Raw genomic sequence first — 16751 nt, 5'->3', positions numbered from 1 at the left:
TGCATTCCTATTGGCCGGCTGATGGAGGTGTGGGAATACTCAGGCTGGCCGGAGCCGCACTCGTACCCGTCATCGCATTCTCGAATGGCGGTGGCAGACTTAACAAGTAGTTCCAATCAGGCAGGATCGGCCGTGCATCCGGCAGCATGCTTTCCTGACGGTTCTGGGCATCTACCTGACGATCGCGTATGTAGGTGTATTTGGATTGCGTCAGATCCGCAGCAGTCGCGGCGTCACGAATAATCACCGGGCGCAGGAAAACCATCAGATTACGCTTTTCTGTTCGCGCCGTATCATAGCGAAACAGCCGACCAAGACCGGGAATATCGCCGAGACCCGGAACCTTGTCGCGGGTTTCGACCAACTGATCATCGATAAGGCCACCGAGGACGATCAACTGGTTGTCATCCACCATCACGTGAGTCTTGAGGCTGCGTTTATTGGTAATAATATCCGCGGCGCCTGTGGCACCTGCCGCAATCTGGGAGACCTCCTGCTCGATCTCCAGGCGTACTGCACTGCCTTCATTGATCTGAGGTTTGATCCGCAATTTGATACCCACGTCCTGCCGTTCGATGGTGTCGAATGCCTGCCCTGAGTCTTCGATGGAGCGCCCAACGATGAATGGCACGTTCTGACCGACGACGATCTCGGCTTCTTCATTGTCCAGGGTCATCAGGCTGGGGGTCGAGAGTATGTTGCTTGAGCTGTCGCCCTGCAGGGCGCTGACCAGCAAGGCAATCTGGGTACTGCCAATATTGCCGAAGCCACCGAGGCTCAAACCGTCACCCAGCGAAGGGGGCGCTGTAACGTCACCGTCAAGGAAGGCACTGCCGCTGGCCGCCAGATTGACAATACCGCCACTTGCGCCGCGGTTGAAGTTGATAATACCCACGCCGCCATTCTCGCTGCCAATACCCCACTGCACGCCCAGCTCCTTGGCGCGGTCATAGGAGACTTCGGCAATCACTGCCTCGACCAGTACCTGGGCGCGGCGAATATCCAGCTGCCGAATGATTGAAGCCATTTCACGGGAAAGCTCCGCCGGGCCGTAAATCACCACCGAATTGGTGCTTTCATGGGCTTCAACCCGAATATTCGATTGCTGATTATTGAGACTGCCGCCGGTCATGCCGCTTCCGTCGCTGCTCTGCACACCCGATGCCGCGCCCGTACCCGGGACGACGCGCCCCTCGACAATACCGCGCAATACCTCTGCGACCTGCTCGGCCTTGGCGTACCGCAGGTAATGCACCTGAGTCGCACCATCTTCGGCGGGCATATCCAGACGCTTGATAATGTCACGCAGGGATCCACGGCTCTGCGGGTCACCACGCAGGATCACGGTATTGGTACGCTGGTCGGCAATGATTCCGGGGCGCTTGGTAAAGTCCTCCCCCGGAGTGGGCGCATCCAGGGTCTGCAACACCCGCACCACGTCACTGGCCGAGGCATGTTCAAGGGCAACGATCTCGAAGTCTTCCATAGACTCCAGGTCAATCCTTTCTATCAATGCCTGGATACGGCGCACATTGGCAGCGGTATCGGCAATGACCAGGCTGTTTGATTCAGCGGCCGCTGCCAGATGACCACCCTTGGGCACCAGCGGCCGCAAAATCCTCACCAGCTGGCCCGCGTTGATGTGCTTGACGCTGATCACGTGGGTAATGATCTCATCGCCGCGACTATCGGACTGCAGGTTGGAGACCTCGTTTTCCTTGGCTTGGACTTCCGGCAGGATGCGTACCACGCCGTCGGCGCCGGTTACCGCAGCAAATCCGTAGGTCTTGAGTACGCCCAGGAACAGGTTGTACAACTCGCCGCGCTTGACCGGCTGACCGGATACCACATTGACCTGACCGCGCACCCGCGGATCAACGATAAAGTTGATACCGGTTTCCTGACTGACGATTTCGATCAGACCGTTGATTTCGGCATCACGCAGATTGAGCACCAACTCTTCGTTCGGGTCTCCGGCGAAATCAGGAGTCTGCGCCTGTACCGCTACGCTCAGCAGACTCAAACCCAGCGCCAGTGGCACAGCACGGCGGGCAAAACGGGACAGCATCAGCATCGTGTCTCAATCCATCGTTATTGTAATGGTCATGGGTTCACCGTTGCGATCAAGCGACAGACTGACGGTGTTTCCGGTCAGTGTCTGAAGAATGTCACGGTAATCGTTTATCTCGGCGACAGGGGTGCCCTCCACGGCAGTCACCACGTCGCCCGGCTGCAGACCTGCAGCTTCGAATTCGCGGGCATTGCGCGCCGGGCTGACTTCAAGTCCGTACATCGCCCCGTCAATCAGCACGGGCGTGGCGCTAACCACCTCCATGAATCGCTGGGGATTATTCATCCACTCTTCGCGGTCAATGCGCGCCACGCCGCCGTCGGCAGCAAGGGTGAGATTGGGATCGACCTGTGGCAGAGCCGCGGCCCTGCGGGCTGGCGCCCTGGAGGCGGCAAGTGAAGCGCGCTGCAATCGCAACGTCTCCAGCTTTCCATCCCTGGCCAGAATCACCCGATCGGCCAGAACCTGCTCAAGCCGCACATTCCCGGGTAGATCCGCACCCACCCGATAGGCCTTTTCAGGCTGGCCCTGTGGAGCCAGAATCGCGGCACTCCGCGCTGGGTCAGGATCGGTAAGCACGCCTTTGAGGACCCAGCTAAGGGAGGTATCAGGTGCATTGAGCGCAGCACTGCGTTGTTTGCCGGCAGCGCTACCGAAAACCGAAAGAGCAGCAACATCGGCAAATCCGCCCCTCGCACCTCCGGCGACTCCGTTGCTAATGGTCAAGGGTATGGGCGCGGGCGACGGCAGAACGCTCTGCGGCTCAATCACAGTCCAGGTCAAACGCCCCAGCAAGATGGCAGTGATAGCAATCAGCACAATCACCAGCAATCGCAGGGAAGAATCCAGGGGGAATCGGGCGTCCAGGGGCATGCGTTCTCCAGGCAAAGACAATGGGCTGGGTCAGGCGCCCGGGCCGAGACAGACTATACCGACCTTTCTTTGCAATTTTATTGTTATAAGTCTGAAACAAGCGGAACAGACATCCCGATTGTCACGAAATTGCCATCCGCCGACAACCCCCCTGAACGGGTTAAAACCTGGGCTTGGCAAAAGAGTATGGAAATAATGTCTCAAGATCATCCTTCACCAAACCGCACAATCACCCTTATGGGTTATACGCCTGAAACACTAATCAGTGCCAGTAATGAAGCTCCATGCATGCGGGCAAAACCGGACCAACAACCGCATCTGACGCTTGCTACTACGGGCGTTTGACGCTTTACTCTAATGAGCAATGCCAGCACACAAGTGTCTCACTAAAAAACAATTTCGGCCTTGCCTCTCAGGAGAATAACAACAATGAACATGATGAAGAAAACCGCCTATCTGGGCATGGTTATCAGTGCGGTTGCGCTGTCTGGCTGCCTGGGTGGCGGTGGTGGCAGTAGCAGCAGCATTGCCTGCCCTACCGCTGGCAACACACCGGCCGGCGCTACCGCTCAGCAGGAACGAATCGATAATTGCTTCTTCGAGGTGGATGAGGACCAGTTGGCCTTCGGACCGCTAGTCGCTGATGTGCCCGCCTACGAAAATACCAGCCGCTGGCATGGAGTGATTGACAACGCGGGATATCGCGTAGAGGTTCCAGAAAACTGGAATGGCATGCTGGTCATGTATGCTCACGGGTTCCGGGGTGAAGGCTCTGAATTGACCGTTGATAGCCCGCCGATGCGTCAGTACCTGCTCGACAACGGTTATGCCTGGGCTGCGTCCTCGTACAGCACCACTTATTACGATGTGCTGGCGGGCGTTGAAGATACCAACAAGCTGGCCCTGGCATTCAATGACATTGCCGCTGAAAATGGACGCCCACTGGCGGCTCCGACCAAGCGCTATATCACTGGCGTTTCCATGGGCGGGCACGTAACAGCAGCAGCCATCGAACTGGAAACCCAGCAAACTGCCAACACCTTTGTTCCCTATGATGGTGCGGCTCCCATGTGTGGCGTACTGGGCGACACCGAGCTATTCAACTACTTCGGCGCCTACAGCCTATCGTTGTTCCAATTCGGCGGCGTACCTGCCAACACCTATCCGATCAACGATGTCGAGGCCAAACTTACAGCAGCACGCACGGCTCTGTGGACCGACTACGCAACCAACAAGAACGTCGACGGACTTACACAGGAAGGCCTACCCTTGTTCACCACGCTGCAAAACCTGAGCGGCGGTCCGCGTCCGGTTTATGGCGTTGCATTCGGTGGCTTCCAGGATCTGCTGCAGGGATTTGCAGGTGCTGATGGCACAGTCACAGGCATTCTCAACGAGAATGTGGTCGATACCCGCGATGTAACTTATCGCTTCCAGACCACACCCGGACAGCCCCTGACTCCCACAGAGCAAGGGTTCAACGACACGATTTATCAGATTACCCCTGATGCCAATGCCAATGCCTTGCGTGATGATGGGCTGCGCTTCATTCCCAAGGTGAACGGCAATCTGTACAAGGCCATCCCTGTTGTCACCGTGCATACCCTGGGCGATCTGTTCGTACCCATCAGCATGGAGCAGATCTACAAGCAGCGCATGATCGATAACGGCTTCGGTGACCAGGTTGTACAGCGCGCAGTTCGTGCGCCAGGGCATTGCGACTTCTCGTTCGCCGAGTTCGAGCAAACGCTGGACGCCATGCTGGACTGGGAACAGGACGGCATAAAGCCAGCAGGGGACGACTTCCTGACACCTGCCACAGTGGCTGACCCGCAGTTTGGCTGTCAATTTACTGTAGATGGCGCTCCACAGACCGCTACGCGGGCTGCGATTGCTCCGCTGATTGGCGCGTGTGCTCCAGCTGTCCCGGCAGCTGCAGCTCTTTGAGGGAGTGCTGAACCGCAACTGAAGAGGGGCTGGCACTCACCGTGTCAGCCCTTTTTTCTTCCAGTCCCAACACTTCGATCGCCTTGCGCTTGACGTTACTCCGCCGCAATTCCTGAACTGTCTCCTGCACCACTTCCAGCTCCTCGCGGGGCAACTCCCTGGCGACCTGCTCCTGTACCTGAGCCATCGCGGCTTTCGCCTTACCCAGCATAAGGCCGGCCATATTGACGATCACCAACGCCTTCTGTGGGCCCAGCACCAGCAGCGCCACTACCAGCACCAACACCCACTCGCTGAGACCATTATCAAACATGCCTGACACCCCACTCAGGAAACAACTTTTTCGGACTGATGAGCCCGGCTCTGCTGTCGCTCGGCCTCAACATCGATAGCCAGTGCGTCACGGGACTCCTCGCCATCCTTGACGGCTTTCTTGAATCCACTGAGAGCGCCACCCAGGTCACCACCAATGCTGCGTAACCGCTTGGTGCCGAACAACAGCATCACGATCACCAGAACAATTAACAACGAACCTATACTGACTCCACCTATACCCATGACTCTTACTCCGAAAAGAAACGACGCACCTGCAAAGTGCGCCGTTTGATAAAAAAGGTGCCGGCAGAGCCCAATGGAAGCTGCCGGCTACCTGATCAGCTACCGATCACACCGCCGTCATCCTTCCAGATCACCACTGTCGCCGAACGTGGTGGATACTGGCCTGGATTGTTGTCGGGCCAGGTGCTTTGGTAATTACCCGCAGCAAAATCTGCCGGGGAAGTATTGCCACCAGGGTGCTGGACGTTGATAAACATGGTCTTCTGGTCCGGAGTAGTAATTACTCCAGTGATTTCCTGCCCCAGAGGTCCAACGAGGAACCGCTTGAGGTCGCCGCTAGTCGGATCGGCAGCCAACATCGCGCAGTTGCCGAAGGGATCAGTGGCGCCGCTGTCCATCTGAATCCAGACACGGCTGTCCGGATCGATCCACATGCCGTCAGGAGAACTGAGGATATTGTCAGCCGTGAGTGGTTGACCCTTTGGATCCTGACCAACACTGGTGTCAGATCCGAACGTGCCGCTGGTACCGGCAAACAGGAAGATATCCCAGTCGAATGTGGTAGCAGCATGGTCGCCGCCTGTTTCTGCCCAACGGATGATGTGACCATGTGGGTTGGCGCCCCGTGGGTTGGCCTCATCAGTCTGATCAGCCGTACGTCTGCTGTTGTTGGTCAGCGTGAAGTACACATCGCCATTTGCTGGATCGACAGCACCCCACTCCGGACGGTCCATCGGTGTAGCACCAACAGTGTCAGCAGCCAGACGAGTATTGACCAGCACATCAGCCTGGCTGGTAAACAGCGGTGCGACCAGGCCATTTTGACCGTATACCAATGGCAGCCATTCGCCAGTACCATCGTCGTTGAACTTGGCGACATAAAGCGTACCGGTGTCGAGCAAACTACCTGACGCTGTAGCAGAGTTGTAGTTAGTGGCAGTGACGAACTTGTAGATGTACTCAAAACGCGAGTCATCACCGGAATAACAAACAACCGGACGACCTTCTACCGCGGGAGCGAACACGACACCCTCGTGAGCAAAACGGCCCATCGCAGTGCGTTTGACCGGGGTGCTCGTCGGATCATAGGGATCGATCTCTACCATGTAGCCGAAGCAGAGAGGTTCATTCCGGTAGTCCTCGAGTGCCGAAGCACCTTTGATGCTGGCATCAAAACGAATGTACTCATCGGCGCCCGAGGCAGCCGATTCCCAGCCGTAACGTCCATTGGCACCCGTGGGTACGCCGTAGCGGGAGTGTTCGCGGGGATTGTCGCCGCCGTTGGAGAAATAACCGGCCCAGTTTTCCTCTGCAGCCATGTAGGTGTTCCAGGGAGTAACGCCATTACCGCAATTGTTCAGCGTGCCCCGTGTCATGGTGCCCTGTGGGCTGTATTTGGTCTTGACGAAGTCACTGCCGCGTACCGGACCCTGAATCGCCATTGGTGTCAGCGCCGTGATACGACGGTTCATGGCGTCAAACTTGACCTGCCAATCGTTGTTGACGCCCTTGACGACGCGCACGACTGACACACCGTGAGCATTCATTTCCTTGAGCACTTCATCATCCGGACGCTTGCCACCAACCAGCGGGGGTACAGCACCGCCGCTCAATGCCACGCCCTGAGCGCTAGCATGCATCAAGCGCGGTTCAATGTACTCGTGGTTAAGCACCAGCAAGCCATCTTCGGAGCTGTCGTTGATCGGAAAGAAGTGCATGCCATCGTGGTGCGAGCCAATCTGAGAAGCCTGATCGGCACCTGTGCTGTTAACTGACCAGGCAGGAAAATCGCCAGTGATCGGTGTGCCCCAGGGAATCAGCACCTGATGGCTGTAACCTTCGGGCACCACGATAGTGTCTGCACTGCTTACCGGTACAGCAGAGAAGCCCAGCAGCGCCGCAGGCGCCGGAGCAGGTTCAGCAGTGCCGTTATCATCGTCGCTGTCGGAATCGCTCAGACAACCGGACAGACCGAGACCCATGAAGCCGACTGCTGCCGCGCCTGCGCTGCCTTTGAGAATCTGGCGGCGACCCAGACGGGCCTCGAGAATGCTCGAAAAAAGCGGATTCATCTGGCGTGTGCTCAGAGGCTCATCGCCCTCTCCGTGATCAATAATGGCCAGCTGGTTTTGCATATCTGTGGACATCCGGACTTCCTCATCAGGTTATTAGAATCGACCGGGATATGATGGGAATCGAACATGACAGATCGACACCGAAAACGTGAAGTTTTGAGTGCTATTGCGCTACAGCCGGATGTACAGGATATGACAGAGAAAGAAGCTGAACTGCGGAAGTACACCGGCATTTGTTAGCTTCAGGAAAACCCAAAACCCACACCGGTATTGCAGCTCATTATCGGGACATTAAACCCTGCAGCCAAGCTGGCCTGACGACCAGCTCCGCCGCAGTTCAAGCTCTACTGTATTGAGTCGGCCAACCCGGTTTCCAACGTTGCTTCGCTGCCCGGCCCTATTTCGACGAACGAATCATTGCCAAGAGTATACGGAGGCCACGCAAGGCTATCGGTACTGGGGTTGCCAGTTTTGGCGAAGTTGGTCCACATGGTCATGGTTTGTTCCGCAACAGCCACATCCGTTGCGCCGTACTGCATGGAGGCAAACACATCTGCCTGGTCACCCTGCGAGCCGGTCACACCGTTGCCGTTGAGGTCACCAATCACCGGACGGGCACCCTGTGGCGTCAACACAAGCCCCAACAGGTAGTTCTGCACCATTCCGGCGGGGTAATTGAACAGATATGGCAGCTCACACCCGTGACAGCTGGCCAGCCCCATCGCGCTCCAGCCGGTTGGCACCCGACTGAACTTGTAGATGAACTGTTCGGACTGGTACTTCGCCGTGCGTTGCGCCAGCCAGATCGGCAAAGCCGCTCGCAGGGTGGTGTAGTCGCCCGAAGTCACGCCGGCCATCAAAGGCACATCGCTCGGCATACCATTCAGCACATTCTGATAATAGGTATTGGGCTGATAGTAATTATCCGCGTTCGGCCGGTAGGTCTGGCGCGGGATATTGTTGTCCTGATCTGCCTTCACGAGCTCGTTCCAGGGCAAGGCCCGGGCTTGCTCCAGAGTAGTCACACCCGCCCGTTCGAAAAGTGCAGCGCCTATGGCTTCTGACTCGACCAACGAGACCTCCGGACCGCCGGTGGTATCCAGTGGCGCAAAACCGCTCTGAACAATTGCCTTGTGGAACAGCCCCGTGGCCTGGGGCGAGTTCATCAGTGAATAGGCCTTGCCGCCACCGCCGGACTGGCCAAAAATAGTCACATTCCCCGCATCGCCGCCAAAGGATTCGATGTTGTCACGAACCCATTCCAGCGCCATCACCAGGTCCATCTGCCCATAATTGCCGGAGCCGCCGTAACCACTCTCTGCTGTGAGCAATGGATGGGCGATGTAGCCAAACGGCCCCAGGCGATGGTTGACAGTAACCAGCACCACACCCTTCTCGGTCAATCCGTTCGGGTTGTTGTACTGGGGCGAGTTGGCGGAGAGGATCGCAAAGGAGCCGCCATGAAACCAGACCATCACCGGGAGGTTTTCAGCGTCCTTGGGCGCAGTAATGTTGAGATATAGCGAGTCTTCACTCATGCCCCCTTCGTTGACGGCCTCAAGCGCGGTGTCCTGTGCCGACTGGTCAGCCCAGGAGACAGCATCCCGCACACCGTCCCAGGGTGCCAGCGGTTGCGGTGGTGTCCAGCGCAACTCACCGAGGGGCGGTTTGGCATAGGGCACGCCAAGGAATTGCCAGGTGTCCTCGTTAGCCGCAAAGCCACGCAAATCTCCGGCCTCGGTGGTGACCACAATCCGTTCGCTGGTCGAGCGGTTGAAGTGCGCCATCGCATCGGCCGTAGCGGTCACGGAACGCGCCCGCGGATCGGTGTCGGTGAAGGCCCCAGCGGTTTCCAACTGCGCCACTACCGTGGCCAGATCGGCCCTGAAGTCGGCAACAGGCTGTGTCAGATCCAGCTCGGCGGCCTTGAAGGACACCTCGTCACGGATCTGCTGGGTAATCTGGATGCCGTTATTCAGGTCGCCGTCCGCGTCCAGACTCTGCAGCAGCACCAGCATGTTGGTAACCCGGGGATCACCCACGCCGCTGGCACCGTCAACGATACTCAGTGGAGTCAGTTCCTCCGCCCCCGGGGCTGCGCCCAGATCGAGATCACCAATGGCGAAGCTCAGGGTTTCACCGGGAAAGTAGTTGAACTTGCCCCCGGCATTGGTCTGCGCCGAACCAATCGAGGGTCCACTGTAATCCAGCCCTGCCACGGGACTATCGACGAAGGTGCCGCTCAACGGATCATCGTCTGAACCGCCACCACCCAGGCAGCCGGTCAGTGATAGCAGCGGTGCCAGAACCATGGTGAGCAAGGCAGCGCGCAAGGGAAATCTTGCAGTATCTGGTTTGAGCATATCGTTCTCCATTCTGATTGGCGGGCCTCACCGGTGCCTACCGATGCCTACCGGTGTCCTGACCTGCGGGCATGAGGTCATGCGCGCAGGCCGGGGGCCTCTATCTTGTTGTTGTGGATCGATCAGTCGGCAAACTCGTCGGCGACTCCGGATTTCACCTCGGCGACGTCGCTCAGCTCGACATACTGCTGCGTCTGCGCGTCATACTCGGGATACTCGATCTCGCCGGTGATGCTGGGGTTACCGGTCTTGGCGAAGTTGGTCCAGATGCTAAGCATGCGTTCGATCACTTCGCCGTCAGTCGCATCAAAACCGGCGGAGGCGTAAATATCCGCTGGATCACCTGCCGAGCCGCTCACGCCGTTGCCATTGAGGTCACCAATCACCAGCGATTCGCCCGTGGCCGGATCAATCACCAGACCGAGCAGATAATGGGTGATGACACTGCTGGGCATATTGAACATATAGGCCAGCTCGGCCCCGTGATAGGCCTGTACACCGCGCGCCTTCCAACCGGATGGCTGGTGACTGAACAGAGTGGCGTAGGTAGCCGCCTCTTTCAGCGGAGCCATCCAGGGAAAGACATCCTTTACCGTGTTGATCGGATCTATGGTGTCGTTGGTGTTGATAACGAACATGAAGGGGACGTCATTGTCCTTGTCTTGCTCGAACAATTCGCGCTCGCTGATGGGCAGATAGCTGTTGTCGATATTGGTATAGGGCTGCAGCGTGGCCGCAGCCGCCATCACCTCAAGCCAGCTCTTCTCGCGCATTTCCACGAGCGAGGCAGCGTTCAAGTTGTTCTGCAATTGAGTGCCAATCTGCTCTGCGGCCTCCAGGCTACGAGTATCCGGATACAGAGTACCGCTCTGGCTGATCGCCTGATGGAACAGGCCCGCTGCCTTGGGTGAAGCCATCAGCGACAACACCTTGCGGCCACCACCGGACTCGCCAAAAATGGTCACGTTACCCGGGTCACCACCAAAGGCCTCAATGTTGTCACGTACCCACTCCAGGGCCATGATCAGATCCAACTGACCGTAGTTGCCCGAACCGCTATAGCCACTCTCGGCACTGAGGTCGGGGTGGGCAATGTAGCCAAATGGCCCCAGGCGATGGTTGACCGAGACCTGCACAACGCCTTTGCTGGCTACCGCCTCAGGGTTGTTGAAAGGCGTGGTATTGCTGGTCAATGCGGTAAAGCCGCCGCCATGGAACCAGACCATCACCGGCAATCCCTCGGCTTCCTTCGGCGCAGTCACGTTCAGATACAGCGAGTCTTCACTCATGCCGCCCTCGCCGAAGCGCTGCAGCGCCGGGTTCTGCGCCGCCTGGTCGCTCCAGGCTACCGCGTCACGCACACCGTCCCAGGCGTCAGGCTGCTGAGGCGCCTTCCAGCGCAAATCACCCAGTGGAGGCTTGGCATAGGGAACGCCGAGAAACTGCCAGGTATTTGCATCGGCCTCAAAGCCACTGATGTCTCCTGAGTTGGTGCTGACTACCAGGCGCGGGCTGGTAGAGCGCTCGAGATGCTCCTGAGCATCGGCGCTACTGACCAGGCTTCGTGGGCGCGGGTCGGTATCGCTGAAAGCACCTGCCGCTTCGAGCGTAGCTACCACGGTGGTCAGGCTCGCACGAAAATCGGCCGGCGCCTGATCAAGCAACAAATTGCCGGCGTTGAGTGACACCTCGTCTCTGATCGCTTCGGTAATCTGAATACCGTTATTCAGATTACCGTCGGCGTCCAGCGTCTGGAGCAGCACCAGCATGTTGCTCACACGCTGGTCATTCGCCCCCGGGGCACCATCGACAATGTCCAGCGGCGTCAATATCGTCGCACCCACTGCAGAGCCGAGGTCCAGGTCACCAATGGCGAAGCTGACGGTTTGGCCGCTGGCATAAGTGAACTGACCATTGGCATTGGTCTCGCCGCTCCCGTCTTCAGTCTGAAAATCCAGGCCGGACACAGCGCTGTCGACAAAAGTGCCGGTCTGTCGATCATCGCTTGAGCCGGATCCCCCAAGGCAACCACCCAGGGAGAGAAATAGCGGTACAAACGAAGCACTTAGCACAGCCGAGCGCAGGGGATGTTTGATGTTCGAAACTTTCATGCAGATCTCCGATTGTTTTTGTAATGGAGTTCTTCATGCCGCGACCTTCGTATTGTCTTACCCGGAACTATCGCAGGACATTACCTCTCCGCAATCCGCCGAAGGGCGTACACGCTGAACGGTCAAATCAACACGCCCTACCCGCGCAAGCCAGGCAGGTCATGTTCAGATACGCCCCGAGCATAGACCTCGTCCGGGCACTGAACACAGGGAAAAACGCGATTTTTTCGGAGCTTTTCTTGCCGCAAAAACGCGTCCGAAAAGAGACAAATCCGCTTTGTGACTGATAGGTCAGGGTCTGCCTGATGAGGATCTGATGAGAGCGTTTCAGCACGAAAACTGTCACGCTCCGATGATAAACTCCCGTTTCATGGTGTTGCCGACGAACGTACCGGTTCTGCCCTTAAACTCGTTCACTCCTGGGAAAACAGTTTGGTGAGGAAGCCAACAAGACAAGACACGACAACAAGATACAACCAGAGAGCCGTCATAAAAGGGAATGAACAGTCATTCATAACGCTTATGGCACAACTCAACTACCAGGCCAATTCCATTAGATGAATCACTACGAGACAGGTCTTCGATGAAAACTCCAAAACCAACCAGCTACGGGCATTGAGCATGTGCATCAGCAGGACCTGCCAGAGAGCGATGATCCTACAACCTGACCACGGCAATGAATTGGAGCAGGAAATGCCAAATGCCCGTACTTAAGTCGGCGTGCGGCAACAGATCTGCACGAGTGCTCATCCGCAGGAGACCGCAAAGTGTGAGAACAGCCGGGGAAAAGCGAAACCTGGAAACAACAAAGCCCCGAATAACGGGGCCTTGCGGTCTATTTCTGGCGGAGAGTCAGGGATTCGAACCCTGGGAACTGTTGCCAGTTCAACGGATTTCGAATCCGTCCCGTTCGACCACTCCGGCAACTCTCCAGTCGGCGCGCATCATAACAGCTTTGCTCGACGCGGCGGAAGGGGTCAGCCTAGCTGTCAGCCGAGCTCTACGCCCAGACGCTGCGCTACCTCTTCATAGGCTTCAATTACACCGCCCAGGCCCTGGCGGAAGCGATCCTTGTCCATTTTCTTGCCTGTGGCCTTATCCCACAGGCGGCAACCGTCAGGGCTGAATTCATCGCCCAGTACGATTTCGCCCTTGAACAGCCCGAACTCCAGCTTGAAGTCCACGAGTATCAAACCGGCGGCGTCAAATAGCCTGGTAAGGATGCTATTTACCTGCAGCGTCAGTTCCTGCATACGCTTGAGCTGGTCAGCCGTCGCCCACCCGAAGGTCACTACGTGAGACTCGTTGATGAAGGGGTCACCCTTGGCGTCATCCTTGAGGAATAGCTCGAAGGTCGGTGGCGTCAGCGCCTTGCCTTCTTCGATGCCCAAGCGTTTGACCAGACTCCCGGCAGCATGATTGCGCACCACGCATTCAACCGGGATCATATCGAGCTTCTTGACCAGAACCTCGGTATCGGACAACAGCGCATCGAACTGGGTAGGAATGCCCGCATCCTCAAGCTTTTGCATGATGAACGCATTGAAACGGTTGTTAACCATGCCCTTGCGGTCAAGCTGTTCAATCTTTTTGCCATCAAAGGCAGAGGTATCGTTACGAAACAGCAGGATCAGACGATCCGGATCGTCGGTAGTGAATACCGATTTGGCCTTGCCGCGATAGAGTTCTGTGCGTTTTTCCATTATCGGCTCCCGCTGTGCGCGAAAAGTGGTTGGGTCATACCCGTTATGTCTTGCCAGGGGAGTCCCTGGTTCTGTTCAGCCAGGTGTAACTCACCTGACCATCCGGCTAAAGCGCCTTGCAATTCATCCAGCGCCAGTTCTGGCCGGTTGTTCTTTTCACTGATGTGCGCAATCGCCACGTGCCGCAGGGTGGAACGATCGATTTGGGCAAGTAGCCCAGCGGCCTGCTGATTACTCAAATGCCCCAGATCTCCAGAGACCCTGGCGCGCAAACTGGGCGGATAGGGCCCGTTGGCCAACATGTGAGGATCATAGTTGGCTTCCAGAAAGAGCCCGTCGAGCGCCCTGTAGCGCTCAATGATCCAGGGGGTAATCATGCCGGTATCAGTCAGAATGCCGAAGCGGTGCTGACCACTGTCGAAGATGTACTGACAGGGTTCACGGGCATCATGAGGAACCGCCACCGGCTCAACATGCAGCTCGCCGATTGTGAAGCCCTGATCAAGCTGCACAACCTCGACCGGCGCCTGAAAATCGCGCAGCGCATGCAGCGTGCCGTGGGTCATGTAAACCGGTAGCTGGTACCGCCTGGCCAGACCTTCAACGCCTTTCACATGGTCGGAATGCTCGTGGGTGACCAGGACTGCGCTAAGTTGCCGCGCACTCAAACCTGCCTGGGCCAGCCGCTGCTCCGTTGCACGCAGGCTGAAACCGCAATCGATCAGCAGACGTGTCTGACCGGACTCGACAACCGTGGCGTTGCCACGACTGCCACTGCCCAGCGAGCAATACCGCATAGGTTATACCCGCTCGATCAATTCAGATTCGTCTGGATGCGCTCGAGCACATCGGCTGCAACCCGCGGGTCTGCAGCACTATTGATGCTCTCATCCACCGTGACCTGCACACTTCCGCCCACCGCGGTCAGGCGAACTTCGGTACGCTGCGCCCTGTCGTCTTCGGGTTCTTCATCACGGCCAAACAAGCGTCCGAAGAAACCAGGCTTTTCCTGGCTGCTGGCTGACTGAGCCAGATCAATATAGTAAACACCCGAGCTACGGTTCAGGTCGGCTATGCGGATATCGGCCTGACTCAAAGCCTGTCCGATAGCGGCCCAGGCCCGGTTGAAGTCACTTTGCAGGGTCAGGACCGGATTGCCTGCACCGTCGCGCGCAAGCACTGCGCGCGGGCCTGCCTGAGCGGCAACCAGTGAAGTGATTGAAGCGCCACTACGGGTCTGATTCAGATAGGTCTCGATTTCCGCCAAGACGGCCCGCTCAAGATTGGCGTTATCAGAATTTTCAGGCCAATCATCGCGCGTACCGCCCTGGCTGCGCGACATCTGGGTGACATAAATCTCGCTGTTTGCACCTTCAACGCCGGGTTCAATACGCATACGGAAACGGTGCTCCTGACCATCGACCCTGCGACCTTCGCCAATGGCGGGAAGAATGCGGCGCAGCAGCGGGTTGTCGGCCTGCAGATCAAAGGCTATCCAGTCAGTCTGCAGCTGTCCCAGGTTAGGGGTCTCGCTTGCCACCGGCACTTGGTAATCATTCCAGAACTGGCGCACCAGAGGCCAGGCTTCGGCGGCGCTGCGCTGCGCCTGAACCCATCTGGTCGAGCCATTCTGTTGCAGCGAGAACTCGGCTGCATCGGCGCTGACCAGCATGGGCTGGGGCCGGGGCAACTCGAACTCCCCGGTATTTTCCTGGGCCTGAGTCTGACCGGGCACGGGCAGCAGATCACCCAGCGGCTTGCTTTCAACGCCCGCGGGAATATCAATTCTCGGCTCGATGACGACGCCCTGATAGTCCGATCCACGATCCCGGAAATAGCCATCTTCACCAGCGAGATAACCACAGCCACTCAGACCAGCGAGCAGCGCGAGCGTTAAAGCACCCAGTACAGGCTTCATAAACAATTCCTTGGTATACATGGTTCGAGGCGAGTTCACAGAATGCCGCATTCGCGTAGGGCAGCACGGACCGTTTCATGACAGCGAGGGCTGAGCGAGGTCAGTGGCAAGCGCAATGAGTCAGCCATCATGCCCATCTCGTGCAGCGCCCATTTCACTGGAATCGGGTTTGATTCAATGAACATGGCCTTGTGCAACGGCATGAGAGACTCGTTCATCTGGCGCGCCAGATCGGCGTTGCCTTCAAGTGCTGCTTTGCACAACTCGTGCATCGCCTTGGGCGCCACATTGGCAGTGACGGAAACGTTGCCCTTGCCGCCCATCAGAATGAGCTCCACTGCAGTAGGGTCATCCCCGGAATAGACGGCCATGCGGTCCGCAACGCGGTCTATGAGCTCGCGCGCACGCTGAAGATCACCCGTCGCTTCCTTGATGCCGATAATGTTGCTGATATCGGCAAGCCGCTCCACGGTTTCCGGCAACATGTCGCAGGCCGTTCTACCCGGGACGTTGTAAAGTATCTGAGGCACGGCTACCGCATCGGCAATAAAGCGGAAGTGCTGGTACAGGCCTTCCTGGGTAGGCTTGTTATAGTAGGGCGTCACCAGCAGGCAAGCGTCGGCCCCCACGCTGCGAGCCGCTTCTGTCAGCTCTACCGCTTCGCGGGTTGAATTTGCACCTGTACCGGCAATAACCGGTATGCGACCCGCTACCTGATCGACCACACGACGAATCGCCTCTTTGTGTTCGGCCATGTCCAGCGTTGCTGACTCGCCAGTGGTACCTACAGCAACAATCCCGTCAGTACCTTGTTCGAGGTGAAAATCAACCAGCCGTTCAAGAGCCTGCCAGTCAAGCCCGCCCCGTGAATCCATCGGTGTTGCCAGCGCCACCAGGCTGCCTGAAATCATGCAACTGCTCCAGTTGAAACATTGACCCGCAATGGTACTTTCGCCGTGCTGTCAGCACAAGGGAAGCCACACACAATTCGCGGCCGCGCACAGGCTTCTCACACGCCATTACAGGACCTCGACTACAAGACAGTCGCACACAAGCTGAGATTGATCCCAGGGGCAGACGGGGCGACAATAATACCTCTGACGACCTGCCGGACCTGCGGGGCAAGTCGTAA

12 protein-coding genes and 1 tRNA gene are annotated in these 16751 nt (G+C 57.5%); 1 reads left to right on the top strand and 12 read right to left on the bottom strand.

What is annotated here, in order from left to right:
• Positions 1-7 precede the first annotated feature (7 nt).
• A complete protein-coding gene (gspD, locus tag IEV54_RS01465; RefSeq protein ID WP_223825440.1) occupies positions 8-2074 on the bottom strand; it encodes a type II secretion system secretin GspD in 2067 nt (688 codons plus the stop codon).
• Between the two features lie 6 nt (positions 2075-2080).
• Positions 2081-2944 carry a type II secretion system protein GspC gene (gene gspC / locus IEV54_RS01460; RefSeq protein WP_150277605.1) on the bottom strand — a complete coding sequence of 288 codons (864 nt, stop codon included), beginning with the start codon at positions 2942-2944 and terminating at the stop codon, positions 2081-2083.
• A gap of 429 nt (positions 2945-3373) precedes the next feature.
• Here gspC and IEV54_RS01455 point away from each other — a divergent pair, with 429 nt between their 5' ends.
• On the top strand, positions 3374-4891 hold the full coding sequence (locus tag IEV54_RS01455) for an alpha/beta hydrolase family protein (RefSeq protein WP_188434283.1): 1518 nt from the start codon (positions 3374-3376) through the stop codon (positions 4889-4891).
• Here the strand turns inward: IEV54_RS01455 and IEV54_RS01450 are convergent.
• The 10 genes from IEV54_RS01450 to dapA all read right to left on the bottom strand — a co-directional run bounded on the left by IEV54_RS01450 (position 4821) and on the right by dapA (position 16530).
• Positions 4821-5204 carry a twin-arginine translocase TatA/TatE family subunit gene (locus IEV54_RS01450; RefSeq protein WP_150277606.1) on the bottom strand — a complete coding sequence of 128 codons (384 nt, stop codon included), beginning with the start codon at positions 5202-5204 and terminating at the stop codon, positions 4821-4823. The two genes, IEV54_RS01455 and IEV54_RS01450, sit on opposite strands and share 71 nt — an antisense overlap.
• A 14-nt stretch (positions 5205-5218) precedes the next feature.
• Complete coding sequence (locus IEV54_RS01445; RefSeq protein ID WP_150277607.1) at positions 5219-5449, bottom strand: Sec-independent protein translocase subunit TatA; 231 nt, start codon at positions 5447-5449, stop codon at positions 5219-5221.
• Positions 5450-5544: 95 nt separating this feature from the next.
• Positions 5545-7596 carry a PhoX family protein gene (locus tag IEV54_RS01440; RefSeq protein WP_223825441.1) on the bottom strand — a complete coding sequence of 684 codons (2052 nt, stop codon included), beginning with the start codon at positions 7594-7596 and terminating at the stop codon, positions 5545-5547.
• A gap of 272 nt (positions 7597-7868) precedes the next feature.
• Entirely contained in the window at positions 7869-9887 is a 2019-nt protein-coding gene (locus tag IEV54_RS01435; RefSeq protein ID WP_188434282.1) for a carboxylesterase/lipase family protein, read from the bottom strand.
• Positions 9888-10009: 122 nt separating this feature from the next.
• Positions 10010-11998, bottom strand: coding sequence for a carboxylesterase/lipase family protein (locus IEV54_RS01430; protein ID WP_150277609.1), 1989 nt, complete (start codon positions 11996-11998; stop codon positions 10010-10012).
• Positions 11999-12840: 842 nt separating this feature from the next.
• Positions 12841-12930: transfer RNA gene (locus tag IEV54_RS01425), tRNA-Ser, on the bottom strand.
• A 57-nt stretch (positions 12931-12987) separates the two neighbouring features.
• Positions 12988-13701 carry a phosphoribosylaminoimidazolesuccinocarboxamide synthase gene (purC, locus tag IEV54_RS01420; RefSeq protein ID WP_150277610.1) on the bottom strand — a complete coding sequence of 238 codons (714 nt, stop codon included), beginning with the start codon at positions 13699-13701 and terminating at the stop codon, positions 12988-12990.
• On the bottom strand, positions 13701-14498 hold the full coding sequence (locus IEV54_RS01415) for an MBL fold metallo-hydrolase (RefSeq protein WP_150277611.1): 798 nt from the start codon (positions 14496-14498) through the stop codon (positions 13701-13703). The genes purC and IEV54_RS01415 overlap by 1 nt, the downstream gene beginning before the upstream one ends.
• A gap of 17 nt (positions 14499-14515) precedes the next feature.
• A complete protein-coding gene (bamC, locus tag IEV54_RS01410; protein WP_188434281.1) occupies positions 14516-15619 on the bottom strand; it encodes an NlpB/DapX family lipoprotein in 1104 nt (367 codons plus the stop codon).
• Between the two features lie 35 nt (positions 15620-15654).
• Positions 15655-16530 (bottom strand): 4-hydroxy-tetrahydrodipicolinate synthase, encoded by an 876-nt coding sequence (dapA, locus tag IEV54_RS01405; protein WP_150277613.1) that lies wholly within the window; start codon positions 16528-16530, stop codon positions 15655-15657.
• Between the last annotated feature and the right edge of the window lie 221 nt (positions 16531-16751).

The organism is Halopseudomonas salina, from assembly GCF_014637955.1.
GTDB classification, from domain to species: domain Bacteria; phylum Pseudomonadota; class Gammaproteobacteria; order Pseudomonadales; family Pseudomonadaceae; genus Halopseudomonas; species Halopseudomonas salina.
Note: the sequence above shows the minus strand (reverse complement) of the source record. Positions and strands in the feature narration are given on the sequence as shown.

Coding starts and splice junctions, on each gene's coding strand:
- IEV54_RS01450 (WP_150277606.1), bottom strand. CDS start 5,204: ATGTTTGATAATGGTCTCAGCGAGTGGGTGTTGGTGCTGGTAGTGGCG.
- IEV54_RS01435 (WP_188434282.1), bottom strand. CDS start 9,887: ATGCTCAAACCAGATACTGCAAGATTTCCCTTGCGCGCTGCCTTGCTC.
- IEV54_RS01440 (WP_223825441.1), bottom strand. CDS start 7,596: ATGTCCACAGATATGCAAAACCAGCTGGCCATTATTGATCACGGAGAG.
- gspD (WP_223825440.1), bottom strand. CDS start 2,074: ATGCTGATGCTGTCCCGTTTTGCCCGCCGTGCTGTGCCACTGGCGCTG.
- gspC (WP_150277605.1), bottom strand. CDS start 2,944: ATGCCCCTGGACGCCCGATTCCCCCTGGATTCTTCCCTGCGATTGCTG.
- IEV54_RS01445 (WP_150277607.1), bottom strand. CDS start 5,449: ATGGGTATAGGTGGAGTCAGTATAGGTTCGTTGTTAATTGTTCTGGTG.
- dapA (WP_150277613.1), bottom strand. CDS start 16,530: ATGATTTCAGGCAGCCTGGTGGCGCTGGCAACACCGATGGATTCACGG.
- bamC (WP_188434281.1), bottom strand. CDS start 15,619: ATGAAGCCTGTACTGGGTGCTTTAACGCTCGCGCTGCTCGCTGGTCTG.
- IEV54_RS01415 (WP_150277611.1), bottom strand. CDS start 14,498: ATGCGGTATTGCTCGCTGGGCAGTGGCAGTCGTGGCAACGCCACGGTT.
- IEV54_RS01430 (WP_150277609.1), bottom strand. CDS start 11,998: ATGAAAGTTTCGAACATCAAACATCCCCTGCGCTCGGCTGTGCTAAGT.
- purC (WP_150277610.1), bottom strand. CDS start 13,701: ATGGAAAAACGCACAGAACTCTATCGCGGCAAGGCCAAATCGGTATTC.
- IEV54_RS01455 (WP_188434283.1), top strand. CDS start 3,374: ATGAACATGATGAAGAAAACCGCCTATCTGGGCATGGTTATCAGTGCG.